17 protein-coding genes are annotated in these 19256 nt (G+C 73.9%); 6 read left to right on the top strand and 11 right to left on the bottom strand.

The features are described 5' to 3' along the window. Positions 1–55 precede the first annotated feature (55 nt). Entirely contained in the window at positions 56–931 is an 876-nt protein-coding gene (locus tag ABZ887_RS45215) for a helix-turn-helix transcriptional regulator (protein WP_361304323.1), read from the top strand. Here ABZ887_RS45215 and ABZ887_RS45210 read toward each other — a convergent pair. Both ABZ887_RS45210 and ABZ887_RS45205 read right to left on the bottom strand, forming a co-directional pair. Beyond that, positions 900–1655: a class I SAM-dependent methyltransferase gene (locus ABZ887_RS45210; RefSeq protein ID WP_361304320.1), complete on the bottom strand. Its 756-nt coding sequence runs from the start codon at positions 1653–1655 to the stop codon at positions 900–902. The genes ABZ887_RS45215 and ABZ887_RS45210 overlap by 32 nt on opposite strands. A 106-nt stretch (positions 1656–1761) precedes the next feature. Continuing rightward, positions 1762–2157, bottom strand: a complete 396-nt coding sequence (locus ABZ887_RS45205; protein WP_361304381.1) for a nuclear transport factor 2 family protein — start codon at positions 2155–2157, stop codon at positions 1762–1764. A gap of 63 nt (positions 2158–2220) precedes the next feature. On the opposite strand from ABZ887_RS45205, the gene ABZ887_RS45200 reads away from it, so the two are divergent. Further along, entirely contained in the window at positions 2221–2799 is a 579-nt protein-coding gene (locus tag ABZ887_RS45200; RefSeq protein WP_361304317.1) for a PadR family transcriptional regulator, read from the top strand. A gap of 54 nt (positions 2800–2853) precedes the next feature. On the opposite strand, the gene ABZ887_RS45195 is transcribed toward ABZ887_RS45200, so the two are convergent. From ABZ887_RS45195 to ABZ887_RS45180, 4 genes are all read right to left on the bottom strand, one after another. Beyond that, the gene (locus ABZ887_RS45195; RefSeq protein WP_361304314.1) at positions 2854–3990 is read right to left on the bottom strand and encodes an NlpC/P60 family protein; all 1137 of its coding nucleotides are present in this window, start codon (positions 3988–3990) and stop codon (positions 2854–2856) included. An 87-nt stretch (positions 3991–4077) separates the two neighbouring features. Beyond that, positions 4078–4560 (bottom strand): RNA polymerase sigma factor, encoded by a 483-nt coding sequence (locus tag ABZ887_RS45190; protein ID WP_361304378.1) that lies wholly within the window; start codon positions 4558–4560, stop codon positions 4078–4080. Between the two features lie 119 nt (positions 4561–4679). Next, positions 4680–5345, bottom strand: a complete 666-nt coding sequence (locus ABZ887_RS45185; protein ID WP_361304311.1) for a M15 family metallopeptidase — start codon at positions 5343–5345, stop codon at positions 4680–4682. Between the two features lie 106 nt (positions 5346–5451). Next, positions 5452–8502, bottom strand: coding sequence for a BTAD domain-containing putative transcriptional regulator (locus ABZ887_RS45180; protein WP_361304308.1), 3051 nt, complete (start codon positions 8500–8502; stop codon positions 5452–5454). 396 nt (positions 8503–8898) lie between these two features. On the opposite strand from ABZ887_RS45180, the gene ABZ887_RS45175 reads away from it, so the two are divergent. The 3 genes from ABZ887_RS45175 (at position 8899) to ABZ887_RS45165 (ending at position 12634) form a co-directional block, all read left to right on the top strand. Next, on the top strand, positions 8899–9834 hold the full coding sequence (locus ABZ887_RS45175; RefSeq protein ID WP_361304305.1) for a hypothetical protein: 936 nt from the start codon (positions 8899–8901) through the stop codon (positions 9832–9834). 101 nt (positions 9835–9935) lie between these two features. Beyond that, complete coding sequence (locus ABZ887_RS45170) at positions 9936–10382, top strand: hypothetical protein (protein ID WP_361304302.1); 447 nt, start codon at positions 9936–9938, stop codon at positions 10380–10382. A gap of 203 nt (positions 10383–10585) precedes the next feature. Further along, the gene (locus ABZ887_RS45165) at positions 10586–12634 is read left to right on the top strand and encodes a phosphocholine-specific phospholipase C (RefSeq protein ID WP_361304299.1); all 2049 of its coding nucleotides are present in this window, start codon (positions 10586–10588) and stop codon (positions 12632–12634) included. Between the two features lie 198 nt (positions 12635–12832). Here ABZ887_RS45165 and ABZ887_RS45160 read toward each other — a convergent pair whose 3' ends face one another. Next, positions 12833–13768, bottom strand: a complete 936-nt coding sequence (locus ABZ887_RS45160; RefSeq protein ID WP_361304296.1) for a hypothetical protein — start codon at positions 13766–13768, stop codon at positions 12833–12835. After that, positions 13765–14559 carry a phosphatase PAP2 family protein gene (locus ABZ887_RS45155; RefSeq protein WP_361304293.1) on the bottom strand — a complete coding sequence of 265 codons (795 nt, stop codon included), beginning with the start codon at positions 14557–14559 and terminating at the stop codon, positions 13765–13767. The genes ABZ887_RS45160 and ABZ887_RS45155 overlap by 4 nt, the downstream gene beginning before the upstream one ends. Before the next feature lie 224 nt (positions 14560–14783). On the opposite strand from ABZ887_RS45155, the gene ABZ887_RS45150 reads away from it, so the two are divergent. Next, positions 14784–15398, top strand: a complete 615-nt coding sequence (locus ABZ887_RS45150; protein WP_361304290.1) for a TetR/AcrR family transcriptional regulator — start codon at positions 14784–14786, stop codon at positions 15396–15398. 154 nt (positions 15399–15552) lie between these two features. Here the strand turns inward: ABZ887_RS45150 and ABZ887_RS45145 are convergent, their stop codons facing one another. The 3 genes from ABZ887_RS45145 to ABZ887_RS45135 form a co-directional block, all read right to left on the bottom strand. Then, on the bottom strand, positions 15553–16638 hold the full coding sequence (locus ABZ887_RS45145) for a DUF2510 domain-containing protein (RefSeq protein WP_361304287.1): 1086 nt from the start codon (positions 16636–16638) through the stop codon (positions 15553–15555). A 147-nt stretch (positions 16639–16785) separates the two neighbouring features. Continuing rightward, on the bottom strand, positions 16786–17928 hold the full coding sequence (locus ABZ887_RS45140; RefSeq protein ID WP_361304284.1) for an anhydro-N-acetylmuramic acid kinase: 1143 nt from the start codon (positions 17926–17928) through the stop codon (positions 16786–16788). A gap of 4 nt (positions 17929–17932) precedes the next feature. Beyond that, the gene (locus ABZ887_RS45135; protein WP_361304281.1) at positions 17933–19216 is read right to left on the bottom strand and encodes an MFS transporter; all 1284 of its coding nucleotides are present in this window, start codon (positions 19214–19216) and stop codon (positions 17933–17935) included. Positions 19217–19256: the final 40 nt, after the last annotated feature.

Raw genomic sequence — 19256 nt, 5'->3', positions numbered from 1 at the left:
CCGAGCCGATGTGCGCGGAGTGGCCCCCGGACGAGAGAGGCCCGTCTGATCGGCTGTGCGGCTCACCGCGCAGCCCTGCCGGTACGTGCGGGGCCTGCTGGCCGCCGCCCAGGGCGACACCCGCACCGCGCTGACCGTCGCCGACCGCCTGGTGTCCTGGGGCGGCCCGCGGAGACTGGACACCCTGGGCGTGTACGCCGCCCACATCAGGGCGCTGTGCGCGCTCGGCAGCGCCGACTTCGAGAGCGCGTACCGGCATCTGGCGGCGGTCGTCACCCCGGGCGAACTGCCGCCCTACCAGCCCCACGCCCTCTGGTTCTTCCTGGACTTCGCCGAGACCGCGGCCCGCACCGGCCGCCACGCGGAGGCCGCCGCCCACGTGGCCGCGGTCGGCGAGGCCCAGATCCCCGCCCTCTCGCCCCGGCTGACGATGCTGACCGCCGCCGCCCGCGCCGTCGCCACCCCGGACGCCGGCGCCCACGACCTGTTCGAGAGCGCCATCGCCACGCCCGGCGCCCGGCGCTGGCCCTTCGAATGGGCACGGATCCGGCTGCTCTACGGCGAACGGCTGCGCAGGGCCAAGGCCGGAGCGGCGGCCCGGGGCCATCTCGACGCCGCGCTCAGCACCTTCCAGAGCCTGGGCGCCGCCCCCTGGGCCGCCCGGGCCGCGAACGAACTGCGGGCCAGCGGCATCGCGGTCCCCGGCACGGCGTCCGGTGCGGACCGCCCGGCCCTGCTCACCCCGCAGGAACTGCAGATGGCCCAGCTGGCCGCGACCGGGCTGACCAACAAGCAGATCGCCGCCCGGCTCTACCTCTCGCCCCGCACGGTGGCCGCGCACCTGCGCAGCGCCTTCCCGAAACTCGGCGTCTCCTCCCGCGCCGGCCTGCGCGACGCGCTCACCGGCCTGCCCCGGGACGGGCGGTGCTGAGCACCATGTACGGGGCCCGGCCCGGCCCGGCCGCCCGGTCGGGCCCGGTCGCGAAGGGGGTGTCGGTGGCGGGCGCGGTGAAACCGGCCCCGGTGAGGAAGGCGGTGTAGGCCGGCAGGGAGCGGTAGTGGCAGACGGTCGTGACGGAGCCGCCGTCGAGCCGGCGCAGCTCGGTGGGCACGGGCGCCCCCTCGGCGTAGGACGCGCCGGGCTCGCCGTACCGCAGCGTGGCGAACTGTTCCCCCACCGCGCCCGGGTTGAGGTCGGCGAGGACGTAGGGGGCGCCGGGCCGGAGCACGCGGTGGATCTCGGCGGTCAGCGCGGCCAGCCGCAGGTCGTCGGGGTCGGTGCAGTAGACCAGGCAGCAGACGGCCGCGTCGATCGTGCCGTCCGGGATCCAGGCCAGCGAACGGCCGTCGAAGAGGCGGTAGCCGACGCGCGGGTGCGGGCGGTCGGCGCGGGCGATGTCCAGCATGTGCGCCGAGGGGTCGACGCCCTGCACCGACCAGCCGCCCGTGTCGGCGAGTTCCAGGGTCAGGGCGCCGGTGCCGCAGCCGATGTCCAGGACGGCCGCGCCGGGGTACGGGGGAGTGCCGACCCCGTCCAGGACCGCGGGGAAGATCAGCTGCCGGGCCAGCCGCATGTCGCGGTCGCGGTAGGCGGCCGCCGCCGCGGGGGTGTCCCAGGCGAGCGCCGCCTGCGACCGGTCGGAGGAAGCGGTCATGATCCGAGTCTTGTGGCCGGAGCCCCGGACCCACCAGTCCCTCGATCGGGCGACGGGGCTCCCTGACCGGGCGACGCGGGAGCCGGGCCCGCAGCTTCCGCCGGCCTCACCGGGCCGCGGCGGCCTCCTGGGCGATCTGCTCGAACCGGGCGCCCATCGCCTCGGACAGCGCCTGCGCGGCCGACAGCGGGCGCACCATCACGGTGAACTCGTCGATCTTCCCGTCCTCGTCGAAGTGCAGGAAGTCGCAGCCCTGGAGCTCCTTGCCGGCGACCGTCGCCGTGAACACGAAGGCGTGGTCGCGGCCGTCCGGGTTCGCGATCTCCCGTACGTAGGTGAAGTCCTCGAACACCTGCGACACCGCCCGCAGGATCGCGGCGGTGATGGGCTTGCCCGGGTACGGCTTGAACGCGACCGGGCTGGTGAAGACGACGTCGTCGGAGAGCAGGGCGGCCACGGCGTCCATGTCGTGGTTCTCGACGGCCTCGCGGAAGGGGTGCACGGGGTGCATGGGGTCCACCTCACCTATTCAAAAAGTTGAGTAGGCGCATGCTAGCGTGCACACATGGCTCTGCGGAACGCGGTGATGGCCGCCCTTCTGGAGGGCGAGGCCTCCGGATACGACCTCGCCAAGGGATTCGACGCGACGGTCGCCAACTTCTGGACGGCGACGCCCCAGCAGCTCTACCGCGAACTGGAGCGTATGGAGGCCGAGGGGCTGGTCACCGCCCGCGTCGTCGAGCAGGAACGTCGCCCCAACAAGAGGCTGTTCTCGCTCACCCGGGCCGGACGCGACGCGGTCCGCGCGTACACGGCCGAGCCCCCGGCCCGGCCGGCCGTGGTCCGTGACGAGCTGCTGGTCAAGGTGCAGTGCGCGGACGCCGGCGACCTGGACGCGGTGCGCACCGCCGTCGCCGGGCGCCTGGAGTGGGCCGTCGCCAAACTGGCCCGCTACGAACGGATCCGGCAGCGCCTGCTCGCCGGCCGCTCGGAGGAGGCCTACTTCGCCGAGGCGGAGCGCATCGGCCCGTACCTGACCCTGCTGCGCGGGATGTCCTTCGAGCGGGAGAACCTGCAGTGGGGGGAGCTGGCGCTGCGCAGACTCGAACAGCGGGCGGCCCTGCTTAGTCAACAAAGTGAGTAGCTGCGCGCACGGGCGGGGTGCCCGGTGGGCCGCGCACCCCGCGGTCGGCTCAGGTCAGCAGGTCGCCACCCCCGGCAGCCAGGCCGGGCCCTTGAGGTAGATGTTCGTCATCCACGCGCCGTTGGTCAGCTTGGACCAGGCGTCGTTGGTGTAGCCCTCGGCGGTGACCGTCTGCGCGTGCGCCTGGCAGACCACGTTGACCGTCGTCGGCTGCGCGAAGTAGTCCACGACACCGGCGTTCACGTTGGGCTGGCTGTGCGTGCGCACGCCCGTGCCCCAGGTCTGGAACGCTGTGCTGCCCCCGCTCGGCGGCGTCGGGCTGTCGCCGCCGCAGTCCGGGATGCCGGGCAGCTCGGCCGGGCCCTTGATGTAGATGTTGGTCATCCAGGAGCCGTCGGCGAGCTTGGCCCAGATGTCGTTGGTGTAGCCCTCGGCGCTCACCTCCTCCGCGTGCTCCTGGCACTGGACGGAAATCTGCGTGGGACCGGCGAAGGTGTCGACGACCGGGGCGTGCACGCTCGGCGTGGAGTGCGTGTGCACCCCGGTGCCCCACGTCTGGAACGTCGAACCGCCGTTCGCCGGCGGCGGCACCGGCGTGCCGGTCGGGTTGATGCGGATCGCGCCCGCGTAGTCGCCGCCCGTGCGGACCGGGGTCACCCGGATGTGGGTGCCCGACTCGTACGCCTCGACCATCTGCCCCGCGCCCAGGTACATGGCGACGTGGTGGATGTACCCGCTGCCCCAGAACATCAGGTCGCCGGGGACCAGCGGAGCGGTGCCCTGGCCCGCCGAGAAGCGGGCCGAGGCCTGCGGGCTGTGGAACTGGTCGTCGGCGGTGCCGTTGAGCAGGTCACGGCCGGTCGCCCGGTAGTACGCGTACCGCATCAGGCCCGAACAGTCGAAACCCATGCGCTCGTTGTCGTGCAGGCTGTCCGGGTCGGAGCCGTCGTAGTAGCCGTACGTGGCACCGGGCGTGGCACCGTGGCCGCCGCCCCAGCTGTACCAGACGCCGATCTGGGAGCAGGCCGCCGCGACGGCCGCCTGCGCGGTGGCCGAGGCGCCGGAGGCCAGCACACCGCACGAGGTGTCCTGGGCGGCGGCATGCGCGGTGACGGGCAGCAGCGGGGCCGTCGCGAGGGCCGCGACCGCCGCGAGCGTCCTGGCAGGCGTGATGAGGTTCAAGGTGCGCATCCTTCGTCGACGTGGAGCCGGGTGCGGGGGTCGGGCGGATCCACCGGGTGCCGCGCCCCACCCCCGTCGGGGCGCGGCACCCGGAGCTCAACCGGCCAGCGCCGCGCGCATCTTGGCCAGCGCCCGCATGCGGTTGCGCTGGACGGTGCCGCGATGGGCGCCGAGCCGTTCCCCGGCCGTGTCGTGGGTGAGCCCCTCCAGGTCGACGAGGATCACCGCGGCCGCCTCCTTCGGCGAGAGCACGCTCAGCAGCGCGAGGGCGGTGGCCGAGGCCTCGTAGGTGCCGAGGCCGCCGTCCCAGCCGGCCTCCGGCAGCCGGTCGGTGGTGCTCTCCCGTCGGGACGGATGCAGCCAGGAGTCGCGCAGCAGGTTCAGCGCGACCGCGCAGGTGTAGGCGTACGGATGCCGCTGGGACGTCAGGTTCCTGGCCCGGGCCCGCCGGGAGAGCCGCAGGTACGTCTCCTGGAGGAGGTCGTCGGCGTCGTGCGGGTTGCCGGTGAGGGCGAGCAGCCGTCTGCGCAGTCTGGGCATGTCGGCGGTGAAGCCGGCGTCGAACTCCGCCGGACTCATGGGCTCGTGGACGTCGTCCAAGCCGTCGCGCGGGTCCCGTGTACAGGTGCCGCCGTGGTTCTCCATGGTCGTCCCCCCGATGGTGGTTGGTGGTGCGGAAGAGGTGTCCGGTCCGTCGGTCAGGCGGGCCGGACGGGTGCGGCGGCGGGTCCGTAGCGGGCGGCCGGTGCCCCGCTCAGCAGGGCCCAGTACCGGTCGCCGTAGGACCAGTGCCACCACTCCGTGGGGTAGTTGACGAAGCCGGCCGTGGTCAGGGCCCGTCCCATCAGCGCCCGGTTGGCGCGCGCCGCGGCACCGACGTCCGGTGCCCCGGTACGGCAGGCGCCCGCGCTCTCCTCCGGGGTGGCGTTGACCTCCGTGCCCAGCGGCAGCTCGGTGCCGTCGGCGGTGCACAGGGTCAGGTCGACCGCCCCGCCGCTCACGTGCGGGGCCACCTCCGGCGGCGAGATGTAGGCGCTGGCCAGCTCGCGGATCCGGTCCGGACCGGCGTCGGGGTGGGCCGCGCGCAGGGTCGCCGCGTACTCCTCGAAATAGCGGCGCTGCAGCTCGGGCGGCCGGAACCCCTCGACCACCAGGAACCGGACCCCGGCGGGCAGCAGGGACTGGGCCTGGAGCAGCCGGCGCAGCGCCCCGAGGCGCAGGTGCGCGTAGCTGCCGTCGGTGTCGGCCTGGCGGAGGTCGATCCGCAGGCCGGGTGTCTCCCGCAGGTCGACCAGGGGTTCACCGCACTCCTGCTCGGTGACCTCGGCGACCCGGGAGTCGGAGAGCGTGATGATGTCCGTCACGCAGAACAGCGTGCCCGGGGCCCCTGCAATTGCTCTGCAGCTTCCCTGCAAGCGCGCCACCAGCGCTTCTGCAGCCGCAGTCGGGCCCGGTGCGCCCACGGCACGGCTACGGCAGCTCGTCGCCCGCGTGCTCCTGCGCCTCCCGTCCGCCCAGCGACCGGAACACCTCCAGCGCCTCCGCCCGTGCCACCCGGGCCCGTTCCGTCTCGCCGTCCGCCGACCACACCGAGGCGAGGTCCCACAGCGTGCGGGCCCGCCACAGCGGCAGTCCCAGCTCCGCCCAGAGGGCCGCGGCCGGCTCCAGCGGCTCCCGGGCCGCGTCGGTGTCCCCGTCCGCCAGCCGCAGCTCGCCGAGCGTGCGCAGCACCAGCGCCTCGCCGAACCGGTCCTGCCGCTCCCGGGCCACCGCCAGGCAGCGGGCCAGCCGCAGTCCTGCCTCCTCCGTCCGTCCGGTGCGCAACTCCACCTTGGCCAGGGCCTGTTCGGTGTACATCACGCCGAAGGTGTCGTGCAGGCCGGTGAAGAGCCGCAGCGCGTCGTGGAGCAGCCGTTCGGCGTCGGCGTACTGTCCGTCGGCCCGGTCGCACAGGGCCAGCAGGCGCAGTGTGAGCCCCTCGCCGTGCAGGTCGGCCGCCGCCCGGTACAGCGCGAGGGCCCCGGACAGCGCCGCCCGGGCCCGCGGGCCGCGCCCCTGTTCGAGGTGCACGTAGCCGATGCCGTACAGCACCCCCGCCCGGGCCCCGGCGTCGCCCGTGTCGCCGTACCGCTCCAGCGCGGCCTCCAGGAGCTCCAGTGCCTCGGCATAGCGGGCCTGTTCGCGGCGGGCGGTGCCCATCCCGGCGAGCGCCACGGCCGACCCGTCCGGCACCCGCTCCCCGAACAGCCGCAGCGCGTCCGCGAAGTAGGTGTACGAGTCCTCGAAGCGGTCCTGCTCGTAACGGAGTTGGCCGAGCCCGGCGAGCAGCCAGGCCTCGCCCTCCACGTCCCCGCCGCGCCGCACCGCCGCCATGGCCGCGGTGTGCGCGCGGGACCAGGCATCGAACTGGTTGTACAGCGCGGCCGAACTCGCGATCAGCGCCCCGGCGAGATCACGCGCGGTGCGGGCCATGCCGTGGTCGGCGCAGTGCGTCACGGCGGCCAGCAGCCCGGCCTGCTCGGCGGCGAACCAGGCCGCGGGCCGGGCGAGGAGCGCCTCCTCGGTCTCCGGGTCGAGCGGGCGGACCGCGGCCGGTTCGGGGAAGTGGCGGGCCGCGCCGCCGGGGCCCCGGGCGGCCGCCTTCCGGGCGAGGTCCAGCCAGCTCGCGGCCAGCCGCAGCACCGCGGCCGCCCGGTCCTCGGCGCTCTCCTCCACGAGGCAGCGCTCGCGGGCGTGTTCGCGGGCGAGGTCGTGGATGCGGTAGCGGGCGAGCCCGGTGCCGTCCACGCCGATCACGTCGATGAAGTGGCAGTCCACCAGCCGCTCGACGGCCTCCTCGGCCTCCTCCGTCCCTATGCCGAGCAGCGGAGCGGCGATCCAGGCCGCGAAGTCCGGGAGGTCCAGCAGGGCGAGGCGGCGCAGCGCCCGGCGCTCCTGTGGGCCGAGGTCCGCGTAGCCGAGTTCCAGGCTGGTGCGCAACTCCAGGTCCCCGGCGCTGAGTTCGTTGAGCCGGCGGCGCTCGTCGCGCAGCCGTTCGGCGAGCCGGCCGGGCGCCCAGTGCGGGCGGGCCGCCAGGCGGGCGCCGGCGATCCGCACCGCGAGCGGCAGCCGCCCGCACAGGGCGACGATCTCGGCGGCCCGCTCCGGCTCCGCCCCGGTCCGCCCCGCACCGGCCACCCGGCGCAGCAGGTCGAGGGCCTCGGCCTCGTCCGGGACGGCGAGGTCCAGATGGGCGGCGCCCTCCAGTGCCACCAGTCGGCGGCGGCTGGTGATCAGCACCGCCGAACCGGGGCCCGGCGGGAGCAGGGGCCGCAGGTGCGCCTCACCGGCCGCGTTGTCCAGGACGATCAGGGTCCGCCGGTGCCCGATGTGCGTGCGGTACAGGCCGGTCAGCTCCTCGACGCCGGAGGGCAGCGTGTCCGGGTCGACGCCCATCGCCCGCAGCAGCCGGGCCAGCGCGTCGGCGGGTTCCAGCGGGGTGGTGTCGGCGGCCCGCAGGTCCACGAAGAGCCGGCCGTCCGGGAAGAGGTCGGCGGTGCGGTGGCCGACGTGCACGGCGAGGGCGGTCTTGCCGATGCCGGAGCGCCCGGAGATCACCCCGATCGGCGGCGCGGTCCGGCCGGTGTCGCCGACGCCCCGCACCAGCTCGGTCGCCCACTTGACCTGGTCCGCCCGGCCCACGAAGTCGGCGATGTCGGGCGGGAGATGGGAGGGCGCGGGGCGCGGCCGCCCGCTCCGGGGAGCCGGTACCGTCGGGGCCGCCGCCTGTCCGGTCCCCAGCACGCCGGTGTCATGGGTGAGGACGGCCTGGTGCACCGCCCGCAGCTCCGGTCCCGGGTCGATGCCCAGCTCGTCGCGGAGCGCCGCGCGGCCCTCCTGGTAGACGCGCAGGGCGTCGGAGACCCGGCCGGTACGGAACAGGGCGGTCATCAGCTGGCCGCGCGGCCGCTCGCGCAGCGGATGCGCGGCGACATGGGCGAGCAGAGGTGCGATGGCGCCGTCCGCGCGGTCCAGGTCCAGGGCCAGCCCGAAGGACTCCTCCTGGGCCACCAGCCGCAGTTCACCGAGCCGGGCCGCCTCGATCCGGGCGAACGACTGGCCGAGCCCCTCCAGCGCCTCCCGGCCCCGCCACAGCCCGAGCGCCTCGGCGAGGATGTCGGCGGCCTCCTCCGTGCGGCCCAGGGACCGCCCGGCCGCGAGGAGTTCCTCGAAGCGGCGGGCGTCGACCCGGTCCGGGGCGAGGTCGGCGAGATAGCCGGGCGGCCGGGTGCGGATCACCTCGGCCGTGCCGACCCGGGCCAGGGCCCGGCGTACGGCGGAGACATGGGTGGCGACCAGGGCGGCCGCGGTGGCCGGCGCCTCCTCGTCCCAGACGAAGTCCACGAGGCGCTCGGTGGAGATCACCTCGCCCAGATGGACGACGAGCGCGGCGAGGACGGCCAGTGGCCGGGAGCCGCCGAGCGGGGCCCGCCTGCCGCCCTCCCAGACCTCCACCGGGCCGAGCAGACGTACTTCGAACATCGGTCCCCGATCGCCGCCCCGCGGATATCGACAACGATATCGGCGGCCACCGTCGGGGCAGGCCGACAGCCGGGCCGTCGTGTCCGGAACCGTTCCGCCCGACCGGTCGGACGGAACCCCCACGACGCCCGGCGTACCGGACGGGGCCTTGACCCTTCGGCGCTGCGGGAGCCGTTCTCCCTCCTGCCGCAGTTGGCTGGTTTCTGTGGGTGGCCATAGCGCCCCCTGTGCGGGAGACGGCCTGCGGGCGGCTCCCGTATGACCGCGCTCCCCGGTCCGCCGTGAAATCCGTGGCGCCGAAAAAACCCGGCGGCCGCATGTCATACGAACGCCCTTCCGATGGCGTCAACGGCCCGTAGGACCCGAGCCGTTCGCCGCACGCCAGGGAGTGACCCGATGAAGCGCACCGCCTTCCGCCGAAGTGCCGCGCGACTGAGCGCCGTCGCCGCCGTGGCCGCGCTCGCCCTCACCGGCTGCTCCCGGACGTCCGGCGGCGGCTCGGCCCCCGTCGCCGCGCACCGGGTCCGCGACCTCACCTACGTGGAGGACCTGCGGGTATCGGACGCCGAACAGCGCCTGGTCGCCCGGTGCATGGCCCGCCACGGCTTCCGCTACTGGACGGACCACCCGCTGAGCCTGGCCGAGAGCAGGCCGCTCGGCTACGTCCAGGACGACGTGAACTGGGCCCGCACCTACGGATACGGCAGCCGGATCACCGCGAAGGAGGACCGCGCCCGGCTGCGCAACCCCAACAGCGCCTACCGCAAGGGCCTCACCGCCACCCGGCAGGCCGCGTACGACACCGCGCTCGACGGCGGCCGGCAGGCCGAACTGCTGCGCACCGACGTCCCGGGCGGGGGCGAGGTCAGGAAGCAGACCGGCGGCTGCGACGCCGAGGCCGAGCGCCGGCTCTACGGCGATCCGCAGACCTGGTTCCGGCTCGACACCACGGCGAGCAACCTGCGCCCGCTCTACGTCGGCAAACTGCTGCACGACCGGCGGTTCACCGCCGCCGTGCACGCCTGGTCCGGCTGCATGAGGCGCGCCGGCCACCCCTACCCGGACCCGGACGCGGTCCGGCAGGCCACCCGGGAGCACCCCGCGGTCCAGAGCCGGGCCGAGGAGGCCAGGAGCTTCGCCGCCGAGACCCGGATCGCGGTCGCCGACGCGACCTGCGCCCGCCAGGTCTCCCTCAGGTCCGTGGGCCAGGACCGCGAGGCCCACTATCTGGCGCAGCTGGACGGCGCGTACGGCGCCCGGCTGGACGCCTACCGGCAGGTGCGCCTGACGGCGCTGGAGCGCGCCGAGCGGATCGTGCCCGCCCGCACCTGACACCCGCACCTGCCGTACCCCATGACTCCGCGGCGACCGCCGCGGCCCTCTCCCACACCGACCGCCTCCGACGAGGCAGAACGGGACTCATCATGCGCAAAATGACCCTCGCCCTCACCACGCTGGCCCTCGCCGCCGTCGGCTTCGCCCTGCCGGTGAACGCCCACGCCTCCGCCGGCTGCAACGCGGCCTGGCCGGGCCGCGACGGCAACGTGCGGGCCTGGAAGGACTGGGACTGCGCGGGCGGCCTGCTCGGCGTCAGCGCGGGCAACGACGCCAACTGGGCCGACGGCGCAGGCGGCTTCCAGGGCGTCGGCAACGTCGCCTCCTCCGTGATGAACAGCGGCTACGTCGGCGGCAAGGACGTCGTCGCCTTCTACTACCTCACCAACTACGGGGGCGGCTACGGCTGCCTGAAGCCGGGCGAGCTCTACGTGGACGACCTCACCCGCGACCACTTCACCGACGGCCACCCCATGAACGACAACATCCTGTCCCACCAGTGGGTGACGGCGAGCGCCTGCGCAGCGGGCTCGTTCATCAGCTGAAGCCCGGCGCCGGCCGCGGTCACCGTTCCCCCGCCCGCGGCCGGCGCCGTCTCCTTACCGATTACCTACCTCACGTACCGCCGACTTTCACATCCGCGACACCCGACCCTTCCCTGACGTTCGATGCCCTTGGAACACTCGCACCGCGCACAATCCGCCCTGTTCCGGCCAACCCGTGCGTCAGGATGAGAGGTCGCTCACCCATGCCCGAAGTAAACCGGCGCCGATTCCTCCAACTCGCGGGCGCCACCACGGCGTTCACCGCGCTGTCCAGCAGCATCCAGCGCGCCGCGGCACTGCCCGCGAACCACCGCACCGGGTCGATCGAGGACGTCGAGCACATCGTCGTCCTGATGCAGGAGAACCGGTCGTTCGACCACTACTTCGGCACCCTCAGCGGCGTCCGCGGCTTCGGCGACCCCCGCTCGGTCACCCAGAACAACAAGTCCGTCTGGAAGCAGTCGGACGGCACGAAGGACATCCTGCCCTTCCACCCGGACGCCGACGACCTGGGCCTCGCCTTCCTCCAGGACCTCCCGCACGGCTGGAACGACACGCACACCGCCGTCGACGGCGGCAAGTACGACAAGTGGGTGCCGGCCAAGGGCTCCACGACCATGGCGTACCTGAACCGGGACGACATACCGTTCCACTACGCGCTCGCCGACGCGTTCACCATCTGCGACGCCTACCACTGCTCGTTCATGGGCTCCACCGACCCGAACCGCTACTACATGTGGACGGGTTACACGGGCAACGACGGCCAGGGCGGCGGCCCGGTCCTCGGCAACGACGAGGCCGGCTACAGCTGGACCACGTACCCGGAGCGCCTGGAGAAGGCCGGCGTCTCCTGGAAGATCTACCAGGACGTCGGCGACGGCCTGGACGCGGCCGGCGGCTGGGGCTGGATCCAGGACGCCTACCGCGGCAACTACGGCGACAACTCGCTGCTGTACTTCAAGCAGTACCAGAACGCCCAGCCCGGCGACCCGCTGTACGACAAGGCACGCACCGGCACCGACGCGACCAAGGGCGAGGGCTTCTTCGACCAGCTGAAGGCCGACGTCAAGGCCGGCAAGCTGCCGCAGATCTCCTGGGTCGTCGCCCCCGAGGCGTTCACCGAGCACCCCAACTGGCCGGCCAACTACGGCGCCTGGTACGTCTCCCAGGTCCTCGACGCGCTCACCGCCGACCCCAAGGTGTGGGCGAAGACGGCCGTGTTCATCACGTACGACGAGAACGACGGCTTCTTCGACCACCTGATCCCGCCGTTCCCGCCGGCCTCCGCCGCGCAGGGCAAGTCCACGGTCGACCCGGCCCTGGACCTCTTCGCGGGCAACGCGAGCCACCCCGCCGGCGCCTACGGCCTCGGCCAGCGCGTCCCGATGCTCGTCGTCTCCCCGTGGAGCAAGGGCGGCTACGTCTGCTCCGAGACGCTCGACCACACCTCGATCATCCGGTTCATGGAGGCCCGCTTCGGCGTCCACGAGCCCAACATCTCGCCCTGGCGGCGCACCGTCAGCGGTGACCTGACCTCCGCGTTCGACTTCTCCCGCAAGGACACCAAGCCGGTCGCCCTGCCGTCCACGGACGGCTATCAGCCGCCGGACGGCAACCGCCACCCCGACTACGTCCCCACCCCGCCCGCCAACCCCTCCCTGCCCAAGCAGGAGCGCGGCTCGCGGCCCACCCGGCCGCTCAGGTACGCCCCGCTGGTGGACGGTTCGCTGGATGCGGCGGCCGGGAAGTTCACGCTCACCTTCGCGTCGGGCGCGCACGCCGGTGCCGCCTTCCTGGTGACCTCGAACAACCGCACCGACGGCCCCTGGAGCTACACCACCGAGGCCGGCAAGTCCGTCTCCGACACCTGGAACTCGGTGTACTCGGGCGGCTCCTACGACCTGACCGTGCACGGCCCGAACGGCTTCCTGCGCACCTTCCAGGGGCGCGGCAAGGTGGCCGGACCCGAGGTCACGGCCCGGCCGCACGGTGACGACATCGAGTTGACGTTCACCAACAAGGGCAGCGGCACGGTGAAGCTGGCGGTGGCCGACGGGTACGGCGGCCGGGGCCGCACGTTCACGGTGCGGGCCGGGGCCGTCGTGACGCACATCGTGCACCTCAACCACAGCGAGCGGTGGTACGACCTGACGGTCACGTCCGAGGCCGACGCGAGCTTCGTGCGGCGGTTCGCGGGGCACGTGGAGAACGGGGAGGCCGGGGTCAGCGACCCGGCGATCATCACGGTGTGAGCGTGCGCCCAAGGGGCGTGGGGGACTGTCGTGCGGCGGCTGCGGGTGGTTCGCGGCCGGTCGCGCCCACGCGGCGGCAGCCGCACAGTCAATACAGCCCCGCGCCCCTTCGGGGGCGCGTCGCCCCTTTAGGGGCGCGGGGAACTGCGAGACCAGCCCCCACACAGCCGCACCCGACCGACGCGGCCTGCCCGGGCACTAGAGAGCCGTCAGCTTTCTCGGCTCCGGTGTCTGCCGGGGGAGCAGCGTCGGGTCCAGGGCCAGGACCGCTGCCACCGGGTGTTCGTCGTCGTCCAGTTCGAGGACCGGCGTCGGCGGGGCCACCCGGGTGAGCAGGACCACGCCCCAGGAGGCCAGGCCCGCGCCCGTGAGCGCGAGCAGGATGCCCCACACGCCGCCTTGCAGGCCCTGGCCCAGCAGGGTCAGGCCGATGATCGCCGCTGCCAGTGGGTTGGAGAGGGTGACCATGGCCAGCGGGGCGCCCAGGCCGCCGCGGTAGGCCGTCTGGGAGAGCAGCAGGCCGCCGACCGCGAACGCGGCGACCAGCAGAGCCACCACGACCACCTCGACGCTCAGGGCCGGGCCCGAGCGGTCCGTCGCCGCCACCGTCACCGTCTGGGTGAGGGCCGAGGCGACGCCCGAGGCGAAGCCGGACGCGGTCGCGTGGCGCAGGCCCGGGCGGGTGCCGGGGCGGGAGAGGGCGCCGATCAGGGCAGCCGTCGTACCGGCGACGGCGAGGGCCTCGGTGAGGCTCAGTACCTGGTGGGGTGCCGGACCCGAGGCCGTGATCAGAAGGGCGCCGAGGCCGAGCAGGGTGAGGGCGGTGCCCCGCCACTCCGTCGCGGTGACCCGGCGGCCGGCCACCCGGGCGCCCATGGGCACGGCCGCGACGAGGGTGAGCGCGCCCAGCGGCTGGACCAGGGTGAGCGGGCCGTACTTCAGGGCCACGACGTGGAGGAGGGCGGCGCCGGCGTTCAGGCCCACCGCCGCCCACCAGGGACCGGAGCCGAGCAGCCGCAGCAGGCCGGCGCCGTCGGTCTTCGAGGCGAGGCGCTCCTGGGCCACGGCGGCGGCCGCGTAGGCGACGGCCGAGACCAGGGAGAGGGCGACGGCGACCAGGGCCGCGGCGCTCATCGGCCCGCCCCCACCAGCGCGGGCTCCTCGGCGACGAGGTGCCGGGTGCCGCGTCCGGCCGTGGTGGCCGTGCGGTGCGGCGGGTGGATCAGGGCGAGGGCCACGCCGAGCATCGCGGTGGCGACGATCGCGTCGAGCCAGTAGTGGTTGGCGGTGCCGACGATCACGAGAAGGGTGATCGCGGGGTGCAGCAGCCACAGCCAGCGCCAGCGGGACCGGGTCGCGACGATCAGGCCGATCGCCACCATCAGGGCCCAGCCGAAGTGGAGCGAGGGCATCGCCGCGAACTGGTTGGAGAGGTGGTCGCTGGAGGGCGGGCCGTAGACGGAGGGGCCGTAGACATGGGCCGTGTCGACGAGGCCGGTCGCGGCCAGCATCCGGGGCGGCGCCAGCGGGAACGTGAAGGGCAGGACCAGGGCGGCGGCCGTGACCACGGCCAGGACCCGGCGGGCCCAGACGTAGTGGGCGGGCCGCTTCAGGTAGAGCCAGACCAGGAAGGCCAGCGTGGCCGGGAAATGAATCGTGGCGTAGTAGGTGTTGGCCAGGTGGACGAGGGTGTCGCCGTGCAGCAGTGCGGACTGCACGTCGACCTCCGAGGGCAGGTGCAGCGTCCGTTCCAGGTCCCAGATCCGGTGGGCGTTGTGCAGGGCCTCGGCGGTGTGGCCGGTGGCCAGCTGGCGCCCGAATTTGTAGACGAGGAAGAGCCCTGCGACGAGCAGGAGCTCACGGACGAGCGGCGGCCGGGCTATCGCGCCCGGCTCCGCTGATGCCGGCTCGGACTGGGATCTCATCCCAGGCCCCCTCACTGACGGTGGTGCTGTGCGAGTACCGGACGGTGGCCCGAACTCTTCGATACGGAAGCGTACCGATACGCCACTGTACCGATACGGTCGAGTACCGGTACAGTGGCGTATCGATAGACGTAGGCCACACTGGTTGTAGGTTTCCGCGCCGGCCGAACGGAGGGCGGGGCGGAAGTGATCCGAACGTGATGAACGAGTGAGGAGCAGGGCACATGACGTCGCAGGCCGCGGACGGACCGGACATGGTCGCCGCCTCGCGCCGCTCCAAGATCACGCCGGAGCGTGAGCGGGAGTTCTTCGACGCCGTGCTCGAACAGATCAGAGAGTGTGGCTATGACTCCGTGACCATGGAGGGGGTCGCCGCCAGCACCCGGTGCAGCAAGTCCACGCTCTACCGGCAGTGGAAGACCAAGCCGCAGTTCGTCGCGGCCGCGCTGCGCGCCAACCGCAGGGTGCGTTTCGTCGGGATCGACACCGGGTCGCTCGCCGAGGACCTGCGCGAGGTCGCGCGGGCCGCGGGCGACTGGTCACGCAAGGACACCAAGACGCTCCAGGCGCTGGGGCACGCGGTCACCGCGGACGAGGAGCTGGCGCAGGCGCTGCGCGAGGCGCTCGTCCAGCCCGAGATCGCCGCGCTCCAGGAGATCCTGCGCCGCGGGGTCGAGCGCGGCGAGGTGCCCGAGGGGCATCCGGCGCTGGACTACGTGCCCGCCATGATGTTCGGCGTCCTGCGGGTGCGGCCGGTGCTCACCGGCGAGTACGCCGACGCCGACTATCTCGTCCGGTTCGTGGAGGCCGTCGCGCTGCCCGCACTCGGACTGACCTAGGACCCAGGCCGCCGTCCACGGGATGACCGGACGGCGACCTGCTCGCGCCGCACCGTGGGGACGGGGGCGGCGCGCACCCCCCGGCCGGGTGGGGTGCCCCTTTGAGCGGAGGGGCGCTCCACCCGGCCGACTGCTGTTCCGGGACCGGAGCAGGTCAGACGTTCGAACCGCTGCCGCTGCCCGAGGACACCTTGATCCCGCTGGTGATCGTGTCGATGATCGACTCCTTCTGGCCGACGTCGACGCCGAACCGGACCACGACGATCTGTGCGGAGTTCGCGGGCGACGGGAAGGCCAGCGACTCGACGTAGCCGTCGGCGCCCTTGCTGGTGATCGCCTTCCAGCGGACCAGGTACCCCTTCTGCCCGGCCACCGTGACCGCCTTGGACGCCAGCACCTCGTGCGAGGTGATCGACCCGTAGCTCTTGCCGCCGTAGGACTCCGTGGCGTTGGCCGAGATGTCCGCCTTGGCGACCGCCTCGGCGGTGTCGCCCTTGGTGCCCAGCAGCACCGCGGGCCGCGAGTAGGCCCCGCCGGCGGTGCAGGACTTCGAGGTGTCGCCCGGGCACTTGTACGAGTCGTCGGAGCTGATCTGGGCGCCGTAGTCGATCGCCTGCCCGGTCCAGCCGTCCGGCACCGGGATGCTGATGGCGTTGGTCGAGTCCGACACCGTGCCGCCGCCCTTGACCTCCGGCGCCTCGGACTGGCCCGGCGACGGCGAGGCGCCCCCGTCGGTGCCGCCGGAACCCGACCCGCCGAACGGGAAGCCCTGCCCGCCGTTCTGCCCGCCGCCCTGTCCGCCGTTCTGCCCCTCGGGACCACCCTGGCCGAACCCGCCCTGGCCGCCCGAGCCCTGCTGCGAGGCCTGCTGGTTGCCGCTGTCGCCGCCGCTGCCGGTGAGCGCCCACGCGCCCACCCCGATGGCGGCGAGGACCGCCACGGCGATGCCGACGGCAACACCGGTACGCAGCCCGCGCCTACCCGTCGCCGGCAGCGCCGGGTACCCCGGATAACCCGGGTACGCCCCGTCGGCCGGGTACGCCGGGTACGGCGGCTGTGCGCCGTCGGCCGGCTGCGCCCCCTCGGCCGGCGGCTGCGGCGGGGGACCCCAGTCGGCGGCCGACCCGGCGGGCCGGGTCTGCTCCGTCCAGGCCTTGCCGTCCCACCAGCGTTCGGTGGCCGGACCGTCACTTGTCTGCCCGGGATCGGGATACCACCCGGGAGGAGTCACCTGCGTCATGTCCCCCACCGTATGAGGCATCGGTGAAAGTCGGATGAGAGGATCCGGCAATGTTCGTACGAGGCGGTCCGCACTCGTCGTTCGAGGCGGTCCGTGCCCGTCGTTCGAGGCGGTCCGCATCCGTCGTCCGAAGCGGTCCGGCACGCGTCATTCGATCCGCAGCCGGACCGGCGGCCCCGGTGCCGGAGGCGGCAGGCACAGGCCGTCGCGTCCCGGGGTCAGGGAGCCGAGGAGGCTCGGGTGGCGGGCGCCGGTGGCGGTCGGGACCGTGGCCGGGAGGCCGTGGGCGGTGAGGAAGCCGAGGACCGCGAAGGCGTACGCCTCCTTCGCCGCCGCGGGCAGACCGAGCTCGTCGGAGACGCGTACCGGGATCTCCGGCAGCAGCTCGCCGAGCATCCGCATCAGCACCGGGTTGCGGGTGCCGCCGCCCGAAGCGATCACCTCCGTCGCCGCCACGCCGCGCACCGCGTCCGCCACGGTGCGCGCCGTCAGCAGGGTGAGGGTCGCCAGCGCGTCCTCGGCCGACAGGCCCGCCGGCGCCTGCCGGTACCCCGCGTGGAACAGCTCCTTGCCGGTGGTCTTCGGCGCGGACAGCGCGTAGTACGGCTCCGCCAGCAACTCGTCGAGCAGCGGCCCGTCCGGGCGGCCGCTCGCCGCCAGCGCCCCGTCCACGTCGTACGCCAGCCGCCCTCCGGTGAACTCCCGGACCGCCGCGTCCATCAGCGCGCACCCGGGCCCGGTGTCGAAGGCCGTGCCGTCCGGTGCGGTGACGTTGGCGATCCCGCCGATGTTCAGCGCCACCGGCGTCCCCGGCCGCCCGCGCAGCCACAGCAGGTCGAACAGGCTCACCAGGGGAGCGCCCTGACCCCCGGCCGCCACGTCCCGCGGCCGCAGGTCGGCGACGACCGGCAGCCCCGTCGCCTCCGCGATCCACGCCGGCTGCCCGAGCTGCAGGGTGCCGTGCACCCGGCCGCCCGCCACCCAGTGATAGACCGTCTGCCCGTGCGAGACCACCAACTCGGCTCGTCCGCCGCACAGTTCGCGGTTCGCCCGGATCGCGGCGGCCGCGAACGCCTGCCCGATCCGGGTGTCCAGCAGACACACCCGGGCCAGCGGCACCGAGGCCGGCGGCAGCGCCCCGGCGAGCGCCTCGCGCAGCTCCTCGTCGTACGGCGTGCTCACCATCCCCAGCGGCTTCAGCAGCAGCGTGCCGTCCGCCAGCCGCAGCTCGGCCGCCGCCGCGTCCACCGCGTCGTACGACGTCCCGGACATCAGGCCGATCACCAGCAATGTCTCAACCCGCCTTCGTCCTCGGGGGCCCGAGCAGCGCGAGCACGCTGACCGCGCAGGTCGCCGCCGCGTAGTAGCCGGGAACGTCGAGATTCCCGGTGCGCCGCACCGCCTCCGTGATGATGAGGCCGGCACAGCCCGAGAACACGGCATTGGACAGGGCGTAGGCGAGTCCGAGGCCCGTGCAGCGGGCCCGCGCCGGGAACATCTCGGCCAGCAGTGCGGGCCCCGGCCCGGCCATCAGCCCCACCACCGCACCCGCCCCGCACAGGGCCGCCCCCTTCGCGGCGGCCGACGTCCCCGGATCCTGGAGGAGGTGCAGCAGGGGCAGCGCCAGCACCACCACGAGCCCGGCGCCCGTCAGCATCACCGGCCGCCGCCCCACCCGGTCGCTGAGCAGCCCCGCCGGCAGGATCGCCGCCGCGAACCCCAGGTTCGCCACCACGGTCGCCAGCAACGCCTCACGGAAGCCGGTGTGCAGCGCTGCCTGCAGGTACGACGGCAGCACCACCAGGAAGGTGTACCCGGCCGCCGACCAGCCCATCACCCGGGCGGCGGCCAGCGCGATCGCCCCGACCGGCACCCTCACCGCGCCCACGGCCGGGCCCGCGCCCGGCTCCCGGAACTCCGGGGTCTCGTCCAGCCCGATCCGCAGCCACAGCGCCAGCGCACCCAGCGGCAGCGCCAGCAGGAACGGCAACCGCCACCCCCAGGAACCGAACTGGTCCGCCGTCAGGAACACGGACAGCCCCACCGCGGCCCCCGCCCCGCCGAGCAGTCCCAGCGCCACGGTGAACGACTGCCACGCCCCGTACAGCCCCCGCCGCCCCGGCGGCGCGAACTCGGTCAGCATCGCCACCGCGCCACCGAACTCCCCGCCCGCCGACAGCCCCTGAACCACCCTCAGGAACGTCAGCAGCCACGGCGCGAGCGCCCCCGCCTGCGCGTACGTCGGCAGCACGCCGATCAGCGCCGTCGCGCCCGTCATCAGCGCCACCACCAGGATCAGCACCGGCCGCCGGCCGAGCCGGTCCGCCAGCCGGCCGAACAGGGCCGCGCCCAGCGGACGGAAGAAGAACGCCAGCCCGAACGAGGCGTAGGTGCGCACCAGCCCCTCGGCCGCACTCCCGCCCGCCGGGGTGAAGAACCGCTCGGCGACGACGGTCGCGACATAGCCGTAGACACCGAACTCGTACCACTCGATGAAGTTGCCCACCGAGCCCGCCGCCAGCGCCCGGAGGGGCTGGTTCCGCTCCCGTACTTCCCGATCTTCGAAAGTCAGCCTCATGTTCCTGCCCGTTGACGGTCCGTTAGCAGCACATCGGCAG

The organism is Streptomyces sp. NPDC047061, from assembly GCF_040643955.1.
Taxonomy (GTDB): domain Bacteria; phylum Actinomycetota; class Actinomycetes; order Streptomycetales; family Streptomycetaceae; genus Streptomyces.
The sequence above is the reverse complement of the archived record's forward strand: the minus strand, read 5'-3'. Positions and strand labels throughout refer to the sequence as shown.

Coding starts and splice junctions, on each gene's coding strand:
- ABZ887_RS45175 (WP_361304305.1), top strand. CDS start 8,899: ATGAAGCGCACCGCCTTCCGCCGAAGTGCCGCGCGACTGAGCGCCGTC.
- ABZ887_RS45190 (WP_361304378.1), bottom strand. CDS start 4,560: ATGAGTCCGGCGGAGTTCGACGCCGGCTTCACCGCCGACATGCCCAGA.
- ABZ887_RS45170 (WP_361304302.1), top strand. CDS start 9,936: ATGACCCTCGCCCTCACCACGCTGGCCCTCGCCGCCGTCGGCTTCGCC.
- ABZ887_RS45145 (WP_361304287.1), bottom strand. CDS start 16,638: ATGACGCAGGTGACTCCTCCCGGGTGGTATCCCGATCCCGGGCAGACA.
- ABZ887_RS45150 (WP_361304290.1), top strand. CDS start 14,784: ATGACGTCGCAGGCCGCGGACGGACCGGACATGGTCGCCGCCTCGCGC.
- ABZ887_RS45155 (WP_361304293.1), bottom strand. CDS start 14,559: ATGAGATCCCAGTCCGAGCCGGCATCAGCGGAGCCGGGCGCGATAGCC.
- ABZ887_RS45210 (WP_361304320.1), bottom strand. CDS start 1,655: ATGACCGCTTCCTCCGACCGGTCGCAGGCGGCGCTCGCCTGGGACACC.
- ABZ887_RS45200 (WP_361304317.1), top strand. CDS start 2,221: ATGGCTCTGCGGAACGCGGTGATGGCCGCCCTTCTGGAGGGCGAGGCC.
- ABZ887_RS45165 (WP_361304299.1), top strand. CDS start 10,586: ATGCCCGAAGTAAACCGGCGCCGATTCCTCCAACTCGCGGGCGCCACC.
- ABZ887_RS45180 (WP_361304308.1), bottom strand. CDS start 8,502: ATGTTCGAAGTACGTCTGCTCGGCCCGGTGGAGGTCTGGGAGGGCGGC.
- ABZ887_RS45135 (WP_361304281.1), bottom strand. CDS start 19,216: ATGAGGCTGACTTTCGAAGATCGGGAAGTACGGGAGCGGAACCAGCCC.
- ABZ887_RS45195 (WP_361304314.1), bottom strand. CDS start 3,990: ATGCGCACCTTGAACCTCATCACGCCTGCCAGGACGCTCGCGGCGGTC.
- ABZ887_RS45160 (WP_361304296.1), bottom strand. CDS start 13,768: ATGAGCGCCGCGGCCCTGGTCGCCGTCGCCCTCTCCCTGGTCTCGGCC.